This window comes from Aliivibrio sp. S2TY2 (assembly GCF_028765525.1).
Lineage (GTDB): Bacteria > Pseudomonadota > Gammaproteobacteria > Enterobacterales > Vibrionaceae > Aliivibrio > Aliivibrio finisterrensis_A.
Genome location: NZ_JARACS010000008.1, coordinates 39,588 through 54,943, shown reverse-complemented (window position 1 = coordinate 54,943; position 15,356 = coordinate 39,588). Strand labels below are relative to the sequence as shown.

Sequence of the window (15,356 nt, the reverse complement as noted above, 5' to 3'; positions counted from 1 at the left end):
TTGTTGTGATTCTGACTGTATTAATTTTCACAATAAATTATTCGCTATTTTATTTCAACTATTCTTTTACATAACCTAATGATTTTATTTTAGAAATTGATTGCTTTGAGTTTATGTAATCAATGAATTTTTGTGAATCAGAAGGAAGGTCTTCATTTTTATATACAAACAAGAAAGGGCGAGATAGAGGGTATTTTTTATCAGAGATGGATTCTGTGCTTGGTGAAATACCATTAATTTTAACAACTTGCAATTGTGCTAGATCACCAATCGATCCCGCAGAAACATAACCAATCGCGTGTGGGTTACGTGCCACAATACTCTTAACCATACTTGTACCGTTTACAACAATCGCTTTTTTGCTGATATCAGAAACCGTAAATGAGTTAATTTCTTTGGTTAGTTTAAGGTGTTTCTCAAATGAAAAGCGAGAGCCTGACGCTATTTCTCTTGTTATAACAGCAATCTCTTTGTCTTCACCACCAACTTGTTTCCAGTTAGTAATATCTCCATGATAGATCTTCCATATATTATCAGCAGAAAGGTTATTAATTGGATTATCTGGGTGGGTGATAATAGCAATTGCATCATAGGCGATAAGATTTGAAGAAAGAGACAGTTTTTCTTTAGGCGTAAGTTGACGAGAGCTAATCGCTAAACTGACAATATTATTTTCCAACATAGTTATGCCAGCACTAGAGCCAATGCTTTGTAAATCAATGGACGGTTTGGTTGCTTGATTATACTCTTCAATAAAAGGTTCTAATAAAGTAGAAACAGAGGTCGAACCTGCAATAACCATATTGTTATCGGCGGCAAAAAGGGTTGAGCTAAAAAGTAATCCCGTGATAAAAGTGGTGTAACTGAGTGCTTTAAACATGACCTAAATCCATAATAAAAAAAAGCATCATAAAGTCAAAATGTTACACCAATGTGACACTTAAGGTTGTATAGATTCTCTAAACTCTTTCGGAGTCCTCCCATGAACAGACTTAAAGCAGGTGCTAAAATGAGCAGCTGTTTTAAATCCTGTTTCATAGGCAATTTCAGTGATGGTTTTACGTGTTATGCGCAATTGAGTTGCGGCATAGTTAATGCGTTTCACTTTAACTAAATGTGCAAAAGAAAGTTTATCCGATTGCAATTTTCGTTTGAGTGTTGATGCGGACATTCCTAATTTCGGTGCGACAGCATCAATGGTTAAATCGGCAGAAATATTATCTTCTACATATTGAATCAATTGCTGTGAGGTGGTTAGGATAGAAATACGATGTATAAAAGCAATTAAGTCCGGATATTCATGCACCATTTCACTTAATAAAGCCAGCACCATAAATTCAAGTGAATCATCGGTAGCGCCTTCCGCTAATTGGCTTTTTATAAGATCTAATATTTTATTTACTGATGTGTTTTCAGGCGTAAAAATGAAAGACTCTCTGTCTGACGCCGTATGTGCGGTGTTATTGGTATAAGCAATGAATTTTTGAAAAAGACTGACATCAATGACTAATGATTCGGCTTTAAAATTACCATTTTCATTAATCATTTTTACTTTTGATATGTCACCAGAGCTGTAAAGTAAAAAATCACCAGCATTAAGGGTAATAGGTTTGCCTGATTTATCACAGTAATGAAATTGGCCTGATTTAACAATAAATACGCCATTTCGTTCCACTGGATAACGATCAGATTTTCTTCGGGTTTGGGTGTTAAATTGGTGTAATTCAATTGGTGACATGATGAATTTCCTCTAAATACTCGAGATTTAGTGTAAACTTACTTATTGAAAAATCAAGAGTATAAGTTCACAGTCTCAGAATTTGAACTTATAACTAAGACTAGTATCAACTAACACAACGGTGCTTTATGGGTAGTCCACGTTTACGTACACAATTTGAGAAACTATATACGCATTATAATAATAATGATTCAGGCGTTCAAATTGATGATATTGCCGATTTGTTATGTTGTACTCGTCGAAATACACGTATGGTTCTTAAAAAAATGTCTGATGAAAAATGGATCATTTGGAACCCAGCAGTAGGAAGAGGAAAAAGCTCTATTTTAGAGTTCATTTCTACGCCTGATACGGTGTATTTATCGTTAGCTAGACAAAACATTGAAGAAGGAAAGCTAGATGTAGCTCTTGAATTGCTTGATGGTAACCAAGATGCGTTATTAGATCTGATTAATAATGCGCTAGGCGTTTCTCATGAAAAAGGGAAGCAAGTCGTTAAGCTGCCTTATTATCGTCAATTACACATACTTAAGCCATCTCTTGCCATTCGCCGTTCAGAGCAGCACCTTGTTCAGCAAATCTTTAATGGACTAACGCAATGGAATAAAGCAGGAGATATTGAGGGAGATATCGCTCACCATTGGGAAATGCTTTCTCCTACTCATTGGAGATTTTATATTAGGCCAAGTATTAGCTTTCATGACGGAAAGTTATTAGCGTTCGAGGATATTAAAGAGACGTTTTTAGCGCTTAAGTCGAACTTTGTGTTTGCTCATATTCACAGTGTAAGCAGCCCAAGCCTTAATATTATTGATTTTGCTTTATCTAAAAGCGATCATCATTTTGCATCAAAACTTGCACAGTTTAACGCGAAAATTATTCCAACTACGGCTCATACACAACAGGATTACAGCCGATATCCTATTGGCACTGGACCTTATAAGATAAGTGAGAATACGGATAAAAAATTAATTCTAACCGCTAATGAGCATTATTTTGGTTATAGACCATTAATTGATTCGGTTGAGGTTTGGACTTTACCTGAAGTTGCACCAATACAGCTAAAACTCGGGTTAGAAGTAAGTGAAGGGCCAGAGTCTTATTCTTCTTATGGTGAAAAAGTCGATGTAGATAAAGGGTGTAGTTATCTATTGTTCAATCGTAAAACAGGGGTTGCAAAAGATAAAAATTGGCAAGCGTATCTGTCACAAGTCATTACTCCATTAATGCTGCTTAATGAACTTCAAAATTCACAAATGAATGGGATTGGTTTATTTAATGCCTATGGCTTATTACCTGGATTACAGCACTGTCTTAATCGGCCAAAAGTCCCATTTACTTTGCCGACGAAAGGGAGCGTAGTTCATCTTGGTTACGAAAAAGAGCACCCGTTATACCCATTGTTAGGTAAAGCAATAGAGCAACGTTTAGCACTTGATGGCATTGTTTTAAAAATGCATCCGTTTGATACATTAGATTTATTGTGTGAAGAAAAAACGCAATCTATTGATATGTGGCTTAGAGGTATGAGTCTTGGAACCCAATGCCCAGAAGCTTTGCTATCGTGGTTATTTGCGTTTAATGAAATAGAAAGAGCGACGCCGGAAGAGGATTTTATTCAAATAACAATGCTCATTGATAATTGGCAATCTTCATCAGAAAACCACTTTCCTGTGAACGAAATTTGTCGTTATCTAGTCAATAGCGATCAAATTTTACCTCTTTTCCATGGTTGGATGGGAATAAGTGAAAATGCAAATAACAGTATTCAAAATGCATCATGCAATGGATTAGGTTGGTTTGATTTTGAAACCGTATGGATAAAACCAGAAATAAATTAATTGTTTATTACCGCCATTGAAAACTGACCAATGGCGTTAAATAAAGCTAATGTAGTTTACATTTTTCGATGATTAAATTCACGAATCGCTTGCGCTAACTTTGCTTTAACCTCAATGGTTATCGGGCAAACTTTGTCATCAGGTAATACAGTTAAAAGAGCACTGACTAATTCGTTAATTGGCTCAGGAGAGCATTTTTGCCAATTTTGAAGTAAGTTACGATTAATATGAGAAGGCAGAGACCCTAGCGTACCAACATCATTTTGGTTATGTACTAATAATCCAGCGGTTGTTCCCTTATCTAAAGTAAGCACTTGATAAAAATATAAAGTATGGTAGTTCAATTGTTGCTGACGTTGTTCTACTGAGGGGGCTACCTGACTAATCAAGTGGGATTTTAGAATATGAACATAGGTGTCCATAACATTGCGTGCAAAGTAACGAGTGAATGTCTCACCACTTTCTTCGGTAGGATTAAATCCTTCTAAATAAAAGTGACTGACACCGCGACGTGTTTTTAATGCTGGAATATCAAAATAGTGATTTCCTGCTTTAGTGCCTTGTGAATAATACGCTTTAGCGGCAACTTTTAGGGTTTGATCGAAATATTCTTTATCGTCTTTATTAAAATGAGAAGGGTTTAGATCTGCCATAATTCGCCAGTAGCTGGAACCATCTTTTAATATTGTCCAGCTAAAGTGCATATGAACTGAAGGCAGTGATGGGTTGGCAGGGTGGATAATTGTAGAAAGCGCTGTCGCACTGTCGTAATGCTTTGTCGTATCGTCTTCATAATGAATTTGAGAGACATTAATTGACGCTCGGTTGAAAATTCCTCCTTCAATCGCTTCAAAGCGTTTTCCTCCGCCATGTAAACCTTGATCGCGTAACCATTCCACAGAAATAAACTCAGAAGGTTGAGTTGAGAGCTCGCTTGCTTTTATCAATTCATCTTTAAAGTAAGATTGCAGCTCATTAAGAAGGAGTAGAGCTTCTTTAGCTTGGGGGTGTTGAGCATAAGTTCGCATGGACGATCCTTTATATACAGCAAATTAACAAATAAGAACAATCAATCAATTACTTATTTGGTTGGATTGTAACTCCAGTGTAAAGTAAAATCTTTGTTGATCGCAACCATGGATAATTGAAAGGTATGGCAAAGCCAAATAAAAAAGGTCCAACAAAAACAGTTCAAATCTATTGTGATAAGTGCAGAACAATCCTTTTTAAATATAGAAAAGGCGGTAAAGGCGCATTAATTAAGTGCTTTATTGAGCGTATTGTTGAAAACTATACTAATGAGACTTGTATTTGTCCTAATTGTAAAGGTGTCTTCGCTCGAGAAACTTTAATCAAGGGGACCCCTGCATATAAGATGATTGGCGGAAAAGTAATGGTGAAGTAAGATAAACGGTTCGTATTCCGATTGATTTATAATATACTGATTAAATTGATCTTTATTTTTACATTAACCACAGGATTCACCGTTGATAAATAAACGCTTTCTCCTTTCTTTATTACTGTTAATTAGCTCTTCTTTACATGCCGAGAGTTTAGCTACGAAAATTGACAGCTTTAAAAAAGCGTTTAAAAAACAGCAGGCTGTTGAGATTTATGACATTCGCCTGATACAAAAAGAATATCCTACAGTATTATTGTCCCCTGATACACTCTTGCCGCAAACGGCGTCTTACCCATTTAAGCAGTTACAACAGCTTTATAAAAATGCCCGTACTTGTACTGGACCTTGGCCGGTAAGCCCACTTGTTGGTGAGCCTTTGGTGCTGATCCGGGCTATATGTAAAGGGATCACATTACCTAATAGTTGGTTTGCGCGTTCAGGAATGATTCATCCTGGAGGTGGCTCATATGCTTATCGTTATGTTGATCAGTATCCTAAGAAATTAGGTGAGCTAGAACAATATATGCATATTAAAGAGCGTCCATTAGCGCAAGAAGGAACCTTATTGCATCATCTTCAAAAAATGGATGATAAGGCAATAAGAGCGATTATCAGTGGCTCTGATACGATCATTGCCGATAAGTTACTTTGGATAAGAAAAGGAAGTCGTTATTACCTTTATCCGATGGAGCTAAAATTAAAGTACTTAGACAAATTTGACTTAGATATGTCAGTGTTTGAACAGGGAGATAACTGTTACGTAAAAAATGGGAATGTCTGTTGGAAAGATGAGAGTAATTCTCAAACACTTTCATATATAGTGCTATTTCTTGTTTTTGCTAACTTATCACTTGCAATAGGTTGGGGGATATCTCAATGGAACGGTAAGCGTCGAGAGATGAAAAGCCGTATGTTGGTTTTACAGATACTTACGCATGAATTACGTACACCAATTGCTAGCTTGGGATTGACAGTTGAAGGATTTAGAAGGCAATTTGAATCACTGCCCGAGTCACTTTATGATGAATTTAGACGATTATGCGAAGATTCTCGACGATTAAGACAACTGGCAGAAGCAAGTAAAGATTATTTACAGTCTGATGACAAAGGCCTTTCAACAGAGTGGATCCCTTCTGTTGAAGAATGGTTAAGTTATCGCTGTATGGAGTATAGTAAGCCTGTAGAATTTAAGATAAATAAGGACTCAGCGATAAAAGTAAATATTTACTGGCTGGGGAATTGTATTGACAACTTAATTAGTAATGCTCATAAATATGGGATTGAGCCTGTACTTTTGACCGTTACTGTAGCAAATAAACATTTAAAAATTGAAGTCATTGATGGCGGACAATTAACAAAAGCAAATTGGAAAGAATTAAAAACCCCTTTTGTTAGTAAGGCAGGGCTAGGCTTAGGTCTAACCATTGTTGAGTCAATGATTAAAAGAATGGGTGGAACCATGACACTTCAAGGTCCCCCAACGACATTTATATTGGAGATACCGTGTGAAACAGACAATCCTACTTGTTGAAGATGATAAAAACTTAGCAGATGGTCTTGTAGTTAGCCTAGAAGAAGCAGGGTATCGATGCTTGCATTCTGAAAATGCAACGAATGTATCAAGTTTATGGGCGGAAGCTGACATTGTTATCCTTGATCGTCAGCTACCTGAGGGCGACTCACTGACTTGGCTACCTCAATGGAAACAAATAAAAGATGTTCCAGTTATTTTGCTAACGGCATTAGTGTCTGTTCGCGATAAAGTAACAGGGCTTGATTCAGGCGCTAATGATTATTTAACCAAACCTTTTGCTGAAGCAGAATTATTGGCTCGTTTGCGTGCGCATTTACGCTCTCCAGAATCTGATGAGGCAAAAACACAGTTAAACGTAGGTAATTTATCGATTGATACTTCAACAAGAGACGTAGTTAACTCTGGTGAAAATGTGACTTTAACTCGAACTGAGTTTGACCTTTTGCTTTTCCTCGCATCAAATTTAGGAAAAGTATTTACTCGTGATGAATTACTGGATCAAGTATGGGGTTACAACCATTTCCCAACAACACGTACTGTTGATACGCATATTTTACAACTTCGCCAAAAAATCGTAGGGATAGATATCGAAACCTTACGTGGTGTTGGCTATAAAATGAAAGCGTAATTCTGATGATGATTAAGCGAAAAATTGCCACAGCCATTGGTTTTTTTTGTTTAGTATTTATGGGTACTAATGTCGTTGCAAAAGATTGGTTTAATGAGCAATCTGCGTTGTATAGTGCCCATAAACAATTTTTAGAAGGCGATTCTTTAAAGGGATTTGAAACCGCGATTGAAGTCTTACAGAGTTCGACAGATAACAATGTGAACCATAATATTGATAAATTGATTGGTGCGGTCAGCACGAAAAATTGTGGCCGTGATTTATCAACTATTGTTATCCCTAATTGGTTAAATTCGTTGAGTGTTCAACGAATGATTATTCAAAGTCCGGGTCGATTACATCATCGATTATTAGTTCAGTTTGATAGTAAAAAGACAATATCATCACTGTCTTTCATTAAATGGCCGGATGAAGAGCAATTAACTAACCCGTCGATAAGCATAACTCCGACGCAAGACGAGAAGATAAAACAATATACCTACGCCAGTGAATCGCTCAATAATCGAGTTAAAAATGGGTTATATAAACTCATTATAACTGCGGACGATAAAGAGAGTACTAAATGGGAATCGTGGATTATATTGAATACACCGAAAACAGAAATGACGGTATCGTGGTTAGGAAAAGATAAGTGGAAAACTACGCAAACTGGATTATTAAAGTCAAATTGCCCATTACCAGAAATGGCGATTGGGATTTATGACCATCAAGATAGTGAATACATAAAATTGTGGGAGAAGTTCTATGATGAACAATTCCCACAAAGTCTTCCTAAAACCAATGTGCTACCAGGAAGTTATATTTTAAGCGTGTCGTTTAATCATAAACGTTTCCAAGGCCCAATATCGATTCAAGAAATACAAGCCATAACCAAAGTCATCAATTTTGATGTCACAGAAACTGTAGAGAGTAACTGATGTTAGATTTACCAACGTTAACTCATGAAGAGCAACAACAAGCGGTAGAAAAGATCCAAGAATTAATGCGTCAAGGCGTTAGCAGTGGTGAAGCCATTAAAATCATTTCTGATCAGATCCGAGCTGAAATAGCAGAGAAAGCGAAGAAATAATAAAAAGCCGAGATCATATGATCTCGGCTTTTCACTACGTTAACTATTCAAATTTTACTTATCTCCCACCTTATTCATCATTAAAATAAATGAAAGCGTAAATTTACCTAAAGTTAGCTTTTCTTAAGCCGATACCGTACTTAAGTATTTCTATTAGGTTATAAAAAATGAAACAGTGGATGAAAATTGGCTTACTTTCTTGCGCAGCAGCAACCTCAACTCAGCTACAGGCAACCAATTACAGTGTTGATGGTCGTACTGATGCAATGGGTGGTGCAGGTACAGCGTCTGCGGATTATCTTACTGGTGTTTTTTATAACCCTGCTTTAATCGCTATCTACAGCCGTAAAGATGATGCCGGCCTATTATTACCAAGTTTTGGTTTTCAGGTGATGGATCGTGGTGGCATTATTGATGATGTTGATCAAATAAAAAAAGGGCTTGATAAGCTCCCAAGTGATCCGGTCAATGCTGAAAGAGAAATTGAATCAGGTTTACGCAATTTAAATGGTGATGCGCTCAGTTTTAACCTTGGTGCCGCCGCGGCAGTTGCAATACCAAATCGTTACCTCTCTACTGCTTTTTATGCAAAAATGTCAATGGAAGGCGTGACATTGCCTAATGTTAATACCACTGACTTATCTGATCCTATCGCTGTAGCAAATAATACTACAATGAGTACGGTTAGTTTAGGCTTGATGGAGGCTGGGGTGGCTTTTGCAGGCTACACGAATTTCTTAGGTCAAAATATGACGATAGGCATAACACCTAAAATTCAAAGTTATCTTACTTATACTCATGTAGCCGCAATTAATAATTTTGATTTTAAAGATTTTGATAAAAACAAAACAACAGATAATGCCTTTAATGTTGATGTTGGTGCCGTTTGGTTTTATGGGCCTTGGCGTTTTGCTGCTGCAGGTAAAAATTTAATAAAAAATGAAATTGAAACGAAAAAAATACAAGATCCTATTGATTCTAATAAATATCACCAATATAACTATGAGCTAACACCAACATACACAGCTGGTGTGGCATTTATGACCAACTACTTTATCTTAACCGCTGATATGGATTTGAATGAGCAGGAGCGTTTTGTTGGTTTGGATGATAATGTTCAAATGTTCAGAGCGGGTGCTGAAGTCGATTTATTATATCAAATTCAATTACGTGGTGGTTACAAGAAAGACCTAGCTGGAACTTACGACGATGCCTTTACCGCGGGTATTGGTTTTTCACCATTAAATATGTTCCATTTTGATTTAGCTGCTATCTACTCTATTGATTCAACTTATGGTGTATCACTAAATATGGCTTACGAATACTAATCCAATTTGTCTTTTTAGTAGAAAAATAGGTAACCACTTGTAATAATAGGGTTACCTTACTTCAATAAGAAATTAACTATGACTAAAAAAGCGAAAATTGGCATTGTTACGGTAAGCGACCGTGCAAGTGTTGGTATTTATGAAGACATTTCAGGTCCTGCAATCATTGCTACATTGAATGATTACCTTACCTCTGAATGGGAACCGGAGTACGTAGTTATCCCTGATGAGCAAGATGTGATTGAAAAAACACTGATTGAACTTACAGACGAGAAAGGTTGCTGCTTAGTTGTTACAACGGGTGGTACTGGCCCTGCTAAGCGTGATGTTACACCTGAAGCAACCGAAGCTGTGTGTGATCGCATGATGCCTGGTTTTGGTGAGTTAATGCGTGCAGAGTCATTAAAATTTGTTCCTACTGCTATCTTGTCACGTCAAACGGCAGGTCTGCGTAAAGATTCTTTAATTGTAAATTTACCAGGTAAACCAAAATCCATTCGTGAATGTTTAGATGCGGTATTCCCAGCAATTCCGTATTGCATTGATCTAATGGAAGGGCCATTTCTTGAATGTAACGAAGATGTTATTAAGCCTTTTAGACCAAAAGCAAAATAATACGTAAACAATGAGCCAACTGTAAACTCCCCAGTTGGCTTTTTAACAGCTTTTCTCTTTTCGCAATTTCTTCAATGCTTTTTTCTCTTTTAGCTTTTCCTTATACTCCTTTCCTTCACTAAAGCTTAATACTTTATTTACGTGCGTTAATGTCCGTGTAAGGGTTTCGCATCGTTTTGATTGATGTTCTTTATAATATTTTTTTACAGATTTAGCATCACTTGGAAAAGAGAGCATCGTCAATAACAAGGGGTAGTAACAACTTTTCATAATTATGTTTTGTGTTGAGAATAACAACAAAGATAGCGTTAATTTGTGGATTTAGGAGGATAACGTTATCAAGTTTCGTATCATGTCGCTTCGCACTGCATTTGTGTTTGTTTTATACTTATTTGAAATGATATGTAGATCACCTTGTTAAATAATTATTATCAAAGTATTCTAACTGTATATTGTACTTTAAGTTATACTTCTATTAATTAAGATAAACGGCAAACCATATTATGAGATTCAGTACTCTCTCTTTATATTCCTCATTGTTTCTCACGTCTTCTTTCGTTTTTGCTAATGACGAAGATCTTAGTGCATTGATGTTAATGAGCTTGGAAGACCTTTCTATGTTAGAAGTAAGTGTAACCAGTGCCTCTAAGAGAGAGCAGCATATCTCAGAAATTCCTGCAGCTATTTACGTTATATCTAACGAACGAATTGTACGTAGTGGTGCAAAAACAATAGCAGATGCACTATCTCTTGCTCCTGGTATCGAAGTTAGTCAATTTAATGAGTCTAACGACTTTGTATCTTCTCGTGGCTTTCATGATGGCTTATTTAATAAAATGCTCGTGATGATAGATGGCCGGAGTGTATTTAGCCCAATGTATGGTGGCGCATTCTGGGAAAACATCGACTACATTCTTGCCGATATCGAACGAATTGAGATTATTAGAGGCCCAGCAGGAACGATTTGGGGTGGTAATGCGGTTAATGGTGTTATTAATATCATCACAAAATCGACTAAAGAGACGTTAGGCACTTATGGCCAAATCGCGTATGGGCAACATGGCTATAAAGAAGCTTCTGTACGTCATGGATTGCAGTTTAATGATAACACCACAGCAAGAGCCTTTTATAAAGCTAAAGATACTTTTAGCGTAATTGATAAGTTTCAGAGTCAATATGAAAGTGACAAAGTAAATACGATTTCAATACAAACCGCCGGAGTAAAATTTGATATCGAAGAGGGTAATTCATCTTGGATGCTAGCTTTTGGCGGAGAAAAGTCAGCACAATATTATGATTGGTATACTGTTGATATGAGTGATCTTAATAGGCAGTATGATGATAGTTACAAAAGCGTTGATAGCTCTTCACTTTACGGGCAAGTTAATCACACAATCGAATTAGCTAATTCTCAATGGCAAACTAATTTATGGTATTGGCAAGACAAAGACAACTCTCCCGATGCTCACGGAGAATTCAATACGATTGATTTAGATTCAGTTTATACCTTACAGTATGGTTCAGATGTAACGATCTTAATTGGTGGTGGTTTGAGGCATATCAATATTAAATTACAAGATTCAAGTAATTATGATGTGAGTCATGTTGATATATATAATCGCTACTCAAGCGATCCTATATCAAGCGATACAACCAGTAATGTCTATGCTCAAATTGACTATAATTTTACTGAACAATTTATGATTCAAGTTGGTGCAAAAGCCGAATACTTTACGCTTAATGATTATTTTGAGGTTTCCCCACAGATACGAGGTTTATATTCGATCTCTGCCAGTCAAAAAATATGGTTTGGTGTAGGTCGGGCAGTGGTAACCCCCTCTTATTTTGAGCAAAAATCTACTTATACAAACTATTATAGTTATGTTTATGAAAACAATTTTTATGATGGTGTTTCCGCTTATTTACCGTCTACAAGTCTAGATAATGAGAGTGTTATAACTATTGATGCTGGCTACCGCTTTGAAGGTACTAACGTCAATATGGATTTAACCGCATATTCAAGTTCGTATAACAATGTTCGTGGCCACGACTATATAGGGTACCTTAATGATGGGATTGGTAATTATTATGATCTCTATGAATTTAACGATGATTACGAAGCTCAAACTTATGGTGCAGAGGTAGCTATCGAATGGGATATCAATTCTTCGCTAAAAAATTATACCAGTTATAGCTATCTTTCATTTTCACAAGATAGGGTGCAGGGTGATTCAAATGCGTCTGGCTCTGATGATTACTTCGAAATAAATCATCAAAATATGCTTTCAAACCAATTATTGTGGCAAGTAACAAATAGCATTCAGTGGGACTTTGTTGTGAACTATAAAGATATCGACTATACGAGTGATAGCAACCAATTCGTGTATGATGTTGATAACTTAATATCTTTAGATTCTCGTATTGGTTGGAAAAAACATGAAAATGCACCACTTGTAGAAGTGATGGTAAAAAATATTGGAATGTCGAGTAAATGCGAACTAAATACTAATATCTATTATGATCAATGTAACGCCTATGAAACCGAGCAATCTATCTATGGCAGGGTTTCGTATGAGTTTTAAACAGCCGAAACTACTTTCGTATCTTCTGCTCTTTCTTATTGGTTACTGTCTGCCTGTTCAGTCTCAAGCTGCTTATCAGGCCCATCAAATCGAAGCGGTTTATATCTTTAGAATTGCAAACTTTATACAGTGGACGAATAAGCCACTCGAATCACCTTTAACATTTTGTGGTGAGTCTTTTGATCCTGTGGTTCAAACCTTAATTAAAATATCTACAGATAAACGTATTCAAGGTCGAAACGTTAATATTAAAACCAGCGGTGAAGATACAGCAAATCAATGTGATATCTATATTGCAAATAAGAATACTAAGCCAAGCGAGTTACAAGCAATGGCTGAAAATATCTTAACCATTAGCGGTAAGAAAAATTTCACGCATGAACGCGGTATGATCGAATTAAGGCAAGTTGACGGTAAAGTAAAACCTATCATTAACCTGGATAATCTTGAAAATACGTCCTTTAAGATAAGTTCTCAGTTACTTCGTATCTCAATTATTGAGGAAGGAAATAACAAATGAATTGGATAGAAAAAGCCTCTTTACGACAGCGCTTAGCGGTACCGCTTATTGCGTTCATTTTCAGCTTATTTATTATTCTTCAAGGTTATAATTATGTTAACACTTACCAAGTGCAGCAAACGAATTTAATCGATAGAATAAAAGTTTTATCTAATGGCGTCAGTGTTAACTTACAAGCCGCATTATTGTTTGATGATGAAATAACAGCTTCTGAAGTTCTTCATGCATTTAGTGCTGATAAAGAGATTTTGCAAGCTCTATTACTCAAAAGTGATGGGCGATTATTTGCTGAATATCGGAAAGATGGATTAGTTGCAAAAGCCCCAAATCGAACGCTTCAATTAGAAATTGCAAAGAATGGTTATGCTCTTGGAGAAGATGCAATCTATATACTTATCCCAATTTTTCTTGATAACGAAGTGATCGCTAAAATCCGTCTAATTGTATCAAAAGAAGGGTTAAATGAGACAAGATTATCCGCAATGCGAGTGGCGTTTTCCTTATTTGGACTCATTATTATCTTTAGCTATATTTTCATAGCTAAAATACAACAATGGGTAATTACACCTGTCGTTAATTTGAATGATGCAATGCAAGGGATCATTCTTAGGGGGGAGTTTGGCCAACGTCCTAATGTGGCAACAAGCGATGAGCTAGGGGATTTAACTTTATCCTTTAATAAAATGGCTGACAAACTGGAAGAGCGTCAGAAGCAGCTTAACTTTGTATTAGATAAAGTTGAGCAAGAACGAGATTTTGGTAAGCAAATTATCACGGCAGTTCAACATGGTCTTTTTGCTATTAATAAAAAGAACGGACAAATCCTATTATCTAATGACGCATCAAAAAAACTATTTCCAGAAAAGCTAGATGATGAATTTAGCGATGTATTTTTACTGGATATTATCAATGCACAGGAAGAAGGTAAGCTTAAAGAGATCATTACACAATGCCAAGAGGTTGATGATCTATTAATTCAAACAAAACAGGACTCGACGTTACAGATAACAACTCGTGTCTTACCCAATAAAGAACAATTGTTATTTTCGATTATGGATGTAACTGAAGTAATACAAAACCGCACGCAACAGAAATTGGCTGCAAATGTATTTAAAAATAGCCAAGATGGAGTACTAATTTTTGATGCATTAGGTAATTTAACGTTAATGAATCCTGCATTTACAGAAATGTTTGGTTATGAATTAAATGACTTAATCAGATTATCAATGACTCAGCTATTTGATGGTAAGCACTTTACTACTTCAACAAATTTGCTTGCAGAGTCAATTGAACGCTTTGGTCAATGGCATGGTGAGGTGCTAGAAAAAGATAAAAATGGTGTGGAATTACCTTTATATATTAAAGCAAGTAAGATAAAAGATGATGAACAAAACGGCCAAAATAGCTACATTTTTATTTTCAGTAACTTAAGTGACGCAAAAGAAAGAGATCGTTTGTATTACCTTGCTCATCACGATACGTTAACTGGTTTACCTAATCGTTCTAAGTTTTATAAATCAGCAAATCAGACGATTGAGAAAAACAAACTCACTACGGGTCAGTTTGGCTTATGTTACCTAGATCTAGATGGCTTTAAATTAGTTAATGATACCTATGGGCATGATGCTGGTGATGAAGTATTAAGAGTTGTTGCAAAACGTTTAGAAAATGCAGTGAGAAAAGGGGATCTTGCTTGCCGATTAGCCGGTGACGAATTTGTTCTCTTTATTGAGCCAGTGCAAGATAAAACGCAACTAGCAGAACTTTCAAGTCGAGTAATAGAATCAATTCAAAAACCAATCGCTTATAAAGGGATCACTTTGTCTGTTGGGGTTAGTATTGGGGTAACCATCGCTTATTACAATGAGGAAAAGGATATTGATTACGTGCTGAAGGAGTCTGATCAAGCAATGTATGAAGCGAAACTTTCCGGTAAAGGGCAGTATATATTTTATGAAGTGTGACAGAATGTGTATAAATGTTAGAAAAAACTATTTACCTTATCTGAATTGATGATATATTACTCAGGTAAAGCACTTTTTAAACAATAGATAGGATAGATTAATGGAAATTTTATTATTAGTTGCATTTGTTATTGC

At 36.1% G+C, this 15,356-nt stretch carries 14 protein-coding genes; 11 read left to right on the top strand and 3 right to left on the bottom strand.

Annotation, left to right across the window (positions count from 1 at the left end; all coding sequences use genetic code 11):
• Positions 1-58: 58 nt before the first annotated feature.
• Positions 59-880 (bottom strand): phosphate ABC transporter substrate-binding protein, encoded by an 822-nt coding sequence (locus PVK63_RS13170; protein ID WP_130048105.1) that lies wholly within the window; start codon positions 878-880, stop codon positions 59-61.
• 60 nt (positions 881-940) lie between these two features.
• Positions 941-1,738 (bottom strand): helix-turn-helix domain-containing protein, encoded by a 798-nt coding sequence (locus tag PVK63_RS13165; protein ID WP_165371205.1) that lies wholly within the window; start codon positions 1,736-1,738, stop codon positions 941-943.
• 128 nt (positions 1,739-1,866) lie between these two features.
• Between PVK63_RS13165 and PVK63_RS13160 the strand changes: the two genes are divergently transcribed.
• Positions 1,867-3,579 carry an SgrR family transcriptional regulator gene (locus PVK63_RS13160; protein ID WP_130046085.1) on the top strand — a complete coding sequence of 571 codons (1,713 nt, stop codon included), beginning with the start codon at positions 1,867-1,869 and terminating at the stop codon, positions 3,577-3,579.
• A 56-nt stretch (positions 3,580-3,635) separates the two neighbouring features.
• Here the strand turns inward: PVK63_RS13160 and PVK63_RS13155 are convergent, their stop codons facing one another.
• The gene (locus PVK63_RS13155) at positions 3,636-4,607 is read right to left on the bottom strand and encodes a coproporphyrinogen III oxidase (protein WP_130087628.1); all 972 of its coding nucleotides are present in this window, start codon (positions 4,605-4,607) and stop codon (positions 3,636-3,638) included.
• A 125-nt stretch (positions 4,608-4,732) separates the two neighbouring features.
• Between PVK63_RS13155 and PVK63_RS13150 the strand changes: the two genes are divergently transcribed.
• The 10 genes from PVK63_RS13150 to PVK63_RS13105 all read left to right on the top strand — a co-directional run bounded on the left by PVK63_RS13150 (position 4,733) and on the right by PVK63_RS13105 (position 15,221).
• The gene (locus PVK63_RS13150) at positions 4,733-4,984 is read left to right on the top strand and encodes a hypothetical protein (protein ID WP_130048101.1); all 252 of its coding nucleotides are present in this window, start codon (positions 4,733-4,735) and stop codon (positions 4,982-4,984) included.
• A gap of 82 nt (positions 4,985-5,066) precedes the next feature.
• Positions 5,067-6,512 carry a sensor histidine kinase VxrA gene (gene vxrA / locus PVK63_RS13145; protein WP_130087629.1) on the top strand — a complete coding sequence of 482 codons (1,446 nt, stop codon included), beginning with the start codon at positions 5,067-5,069 and terminating at the stop codon, positions 6,510-6,512.
• A complete protein-coding gene (locus tag PVK63_RS13140; protein ID WP_130087630.1) occupies positions 6,487-7,143 on the top strand; it encodes a response regulator transcription factor in 657 nt (218 codons plus the stop codon). Before vxrA ends, PVK63_RS13140 begins: the two co-directional genes overlap by 26 nt.
• A gap of 5 nt (positions 7,144-7,148) precedes the next feature.
• Positions 7,149-8,060, top strand: coding sequence for a DUF2861 family protein (locus tag PVK63_RS13135; RefSeq protein WP_242511076.1), 912 nt, complete (start codon positions 7,149-7,151; stop codon positions 8,058-8,060).
• Positions 8,057-8,212, top strand: a complete 156-nt coding sequence (locus tag PVK63_RS13130) for a YoaH family protein (protein WP_207215680.1) — start codon at positions 8,057-8,059, stop codon at positions 8,210-8,212. Before PVK63_RS13135 ends, PVK63_RS13130 begins: the two co-directional genes overlap by 4 nt.
• 167 nt (positions 8,213-8,379) lie before the next feature.
• Entirely contained in the window at positions 8,380-9,540 is a 1,161-nt protein-coding gene (locus PVK63_RS13125) for a conjugal transfer protein TraF (RefSeq protein WP_130087631.1), read from the top strand.
• 78 nt (positions 9,541-9,618) lie between these two features.
• On the top strand, positions 9,619-10,155 hold the full coding sequence (mog, locus tag PVK63_RS13120; protein ID WP_130046092.1) for a molybdopterin adenylyltransferase: 537 nt from the start codon (positions 9,619-9,621) through the stop codon (positions 10,153-10,155).
• Positions 10,156-10,658: 503 nt separating this feature from the next.
• Positions 10,659-12,737 (top strand): TonB-dependent receptor plug domain-containing protein, encoded by a 2,079-nt coding sequence (locus PVK63_RS13115; RefSeq protein WP_130087632.1) that lies wholly within the window; start codon positions 10,659-10,661, stop codon positions 12,735-12,737.
• Positions 12,727-13,257 carry a YfiR family protein gene (locus PVK63_RS13110; RefSeq protein ID WP_165371206.1) on the top strand — a complete coding sequence of 177 codons (531 nt, stop codon included), beginning with the start codon at positions 12,727-12,729 and terminating at the stop codon, positions 13,255-13,257. The genes PVK63_RS13115 and PVK63_RS13110 overlap by 11 nt, the downstream gene beginning before the upstream one ends.
• On the top strand, positions 13,254-15,221 hold the full coding sequence (locus tag PVK63_RS13105; RefSeq protein ID WP_130087634.1) for a sensor domain-containing diguanylate cyclase: 1,968 nt from the start codon (positions 13,254-13,256) through the stop codon (positions 15,219-15,221). The genes PVK63_RS13110 and PVK63_RS13105 overlap by 4 nt, the downstream gene beginning before the upstream one ends.
• The last annotated feature ends 135 nt before the right edge of the window (positions 15,222-15,356 follow it).

What these genes read in the sequence shown, in the direction of transcription:
- PVK63_RS13105 (WP_130087634.1), top strand. Translation starts at nt 13,254, where the DNA reads ATGAATTGGATAGAAAAAGCCTCTTTACGACAGCGCTTAGCGGTACCG.
- PVK63_RS13165 (WP_165371205.1), bottom strand. Translation starts at nt 1,738, where the DNA reads ATGTCACCAATTGAATTACACCAATTTAACACCCAAACCCGAAGAAAA.
- PVK63_RS13155 (WP_130087628.1), bottom strand. Translation starts at nt 4,607, where the DNA reads ATGCGAACTTATGCTCAACACCCCCAAGCTAAAGAAGCTCTACTCCTT.
- PVK63_RS13150 (WP_130048101.1), top strand. Translation starts at nt 4,733, where the DNA reads ATGGCAAAGCCAAATAAAAAAGGTCCAACAAAAACAGTTCAAATCTAT.
- PVK63_RS13160 (WP_130046085.1), top strand. Translation starts at nt 1,867, where the DNA reads ATGGGTAGTCCACGTTTACGTACACAATTTGAGAAACTATATACGCAT.
- PVK63_RS13125 (WP_130087631.1), top strand. Translation starts at nt 8,380, where the DNA reads ATGAAACAGTGGATGAAAATTGGCTTACTTTCTTGCGCAGCAGCAACC.
- PVK63_RS13110 (WP_165371206.1), top strand. Translation starts at nt 12,727, where the DNA reads ATGAGTTTTAAACAGCCGAAACTACTTTCGTATCTTCTGCTCTTTCTT.
- PVK63_RS13170 (WP_130048105.1), bottom strand. Translation starts at nt 880, where the DNA reads ATGTTTAAAGCACTCAGTTACACCACTTTTATCACGGGATTACTTTTT.
- PVK63_RS13135 (WP_242511076.1), top strand. Translation starts at nt 7,149, where the DNA reads ATGATGATTAAGCGAAAAATTGCCACAGCCATTGGTTTTTTTTGTTTA.
- PVK63_RS13115 (WP_130087632.1), top strand. Translation starts at nt 10,659, where the DNA reads ATGAGATTCAGTACTCTCTCTTTATATTCCTCATTGTTTCTCACGTCT.
- mog (WP_130046092.1), top strand. Translation starts at nt 9,619, where the DNA reads ATGACTAAAAAAGCGAAAATTGGCATTGTTACGGTAAGCGACCGTGCA.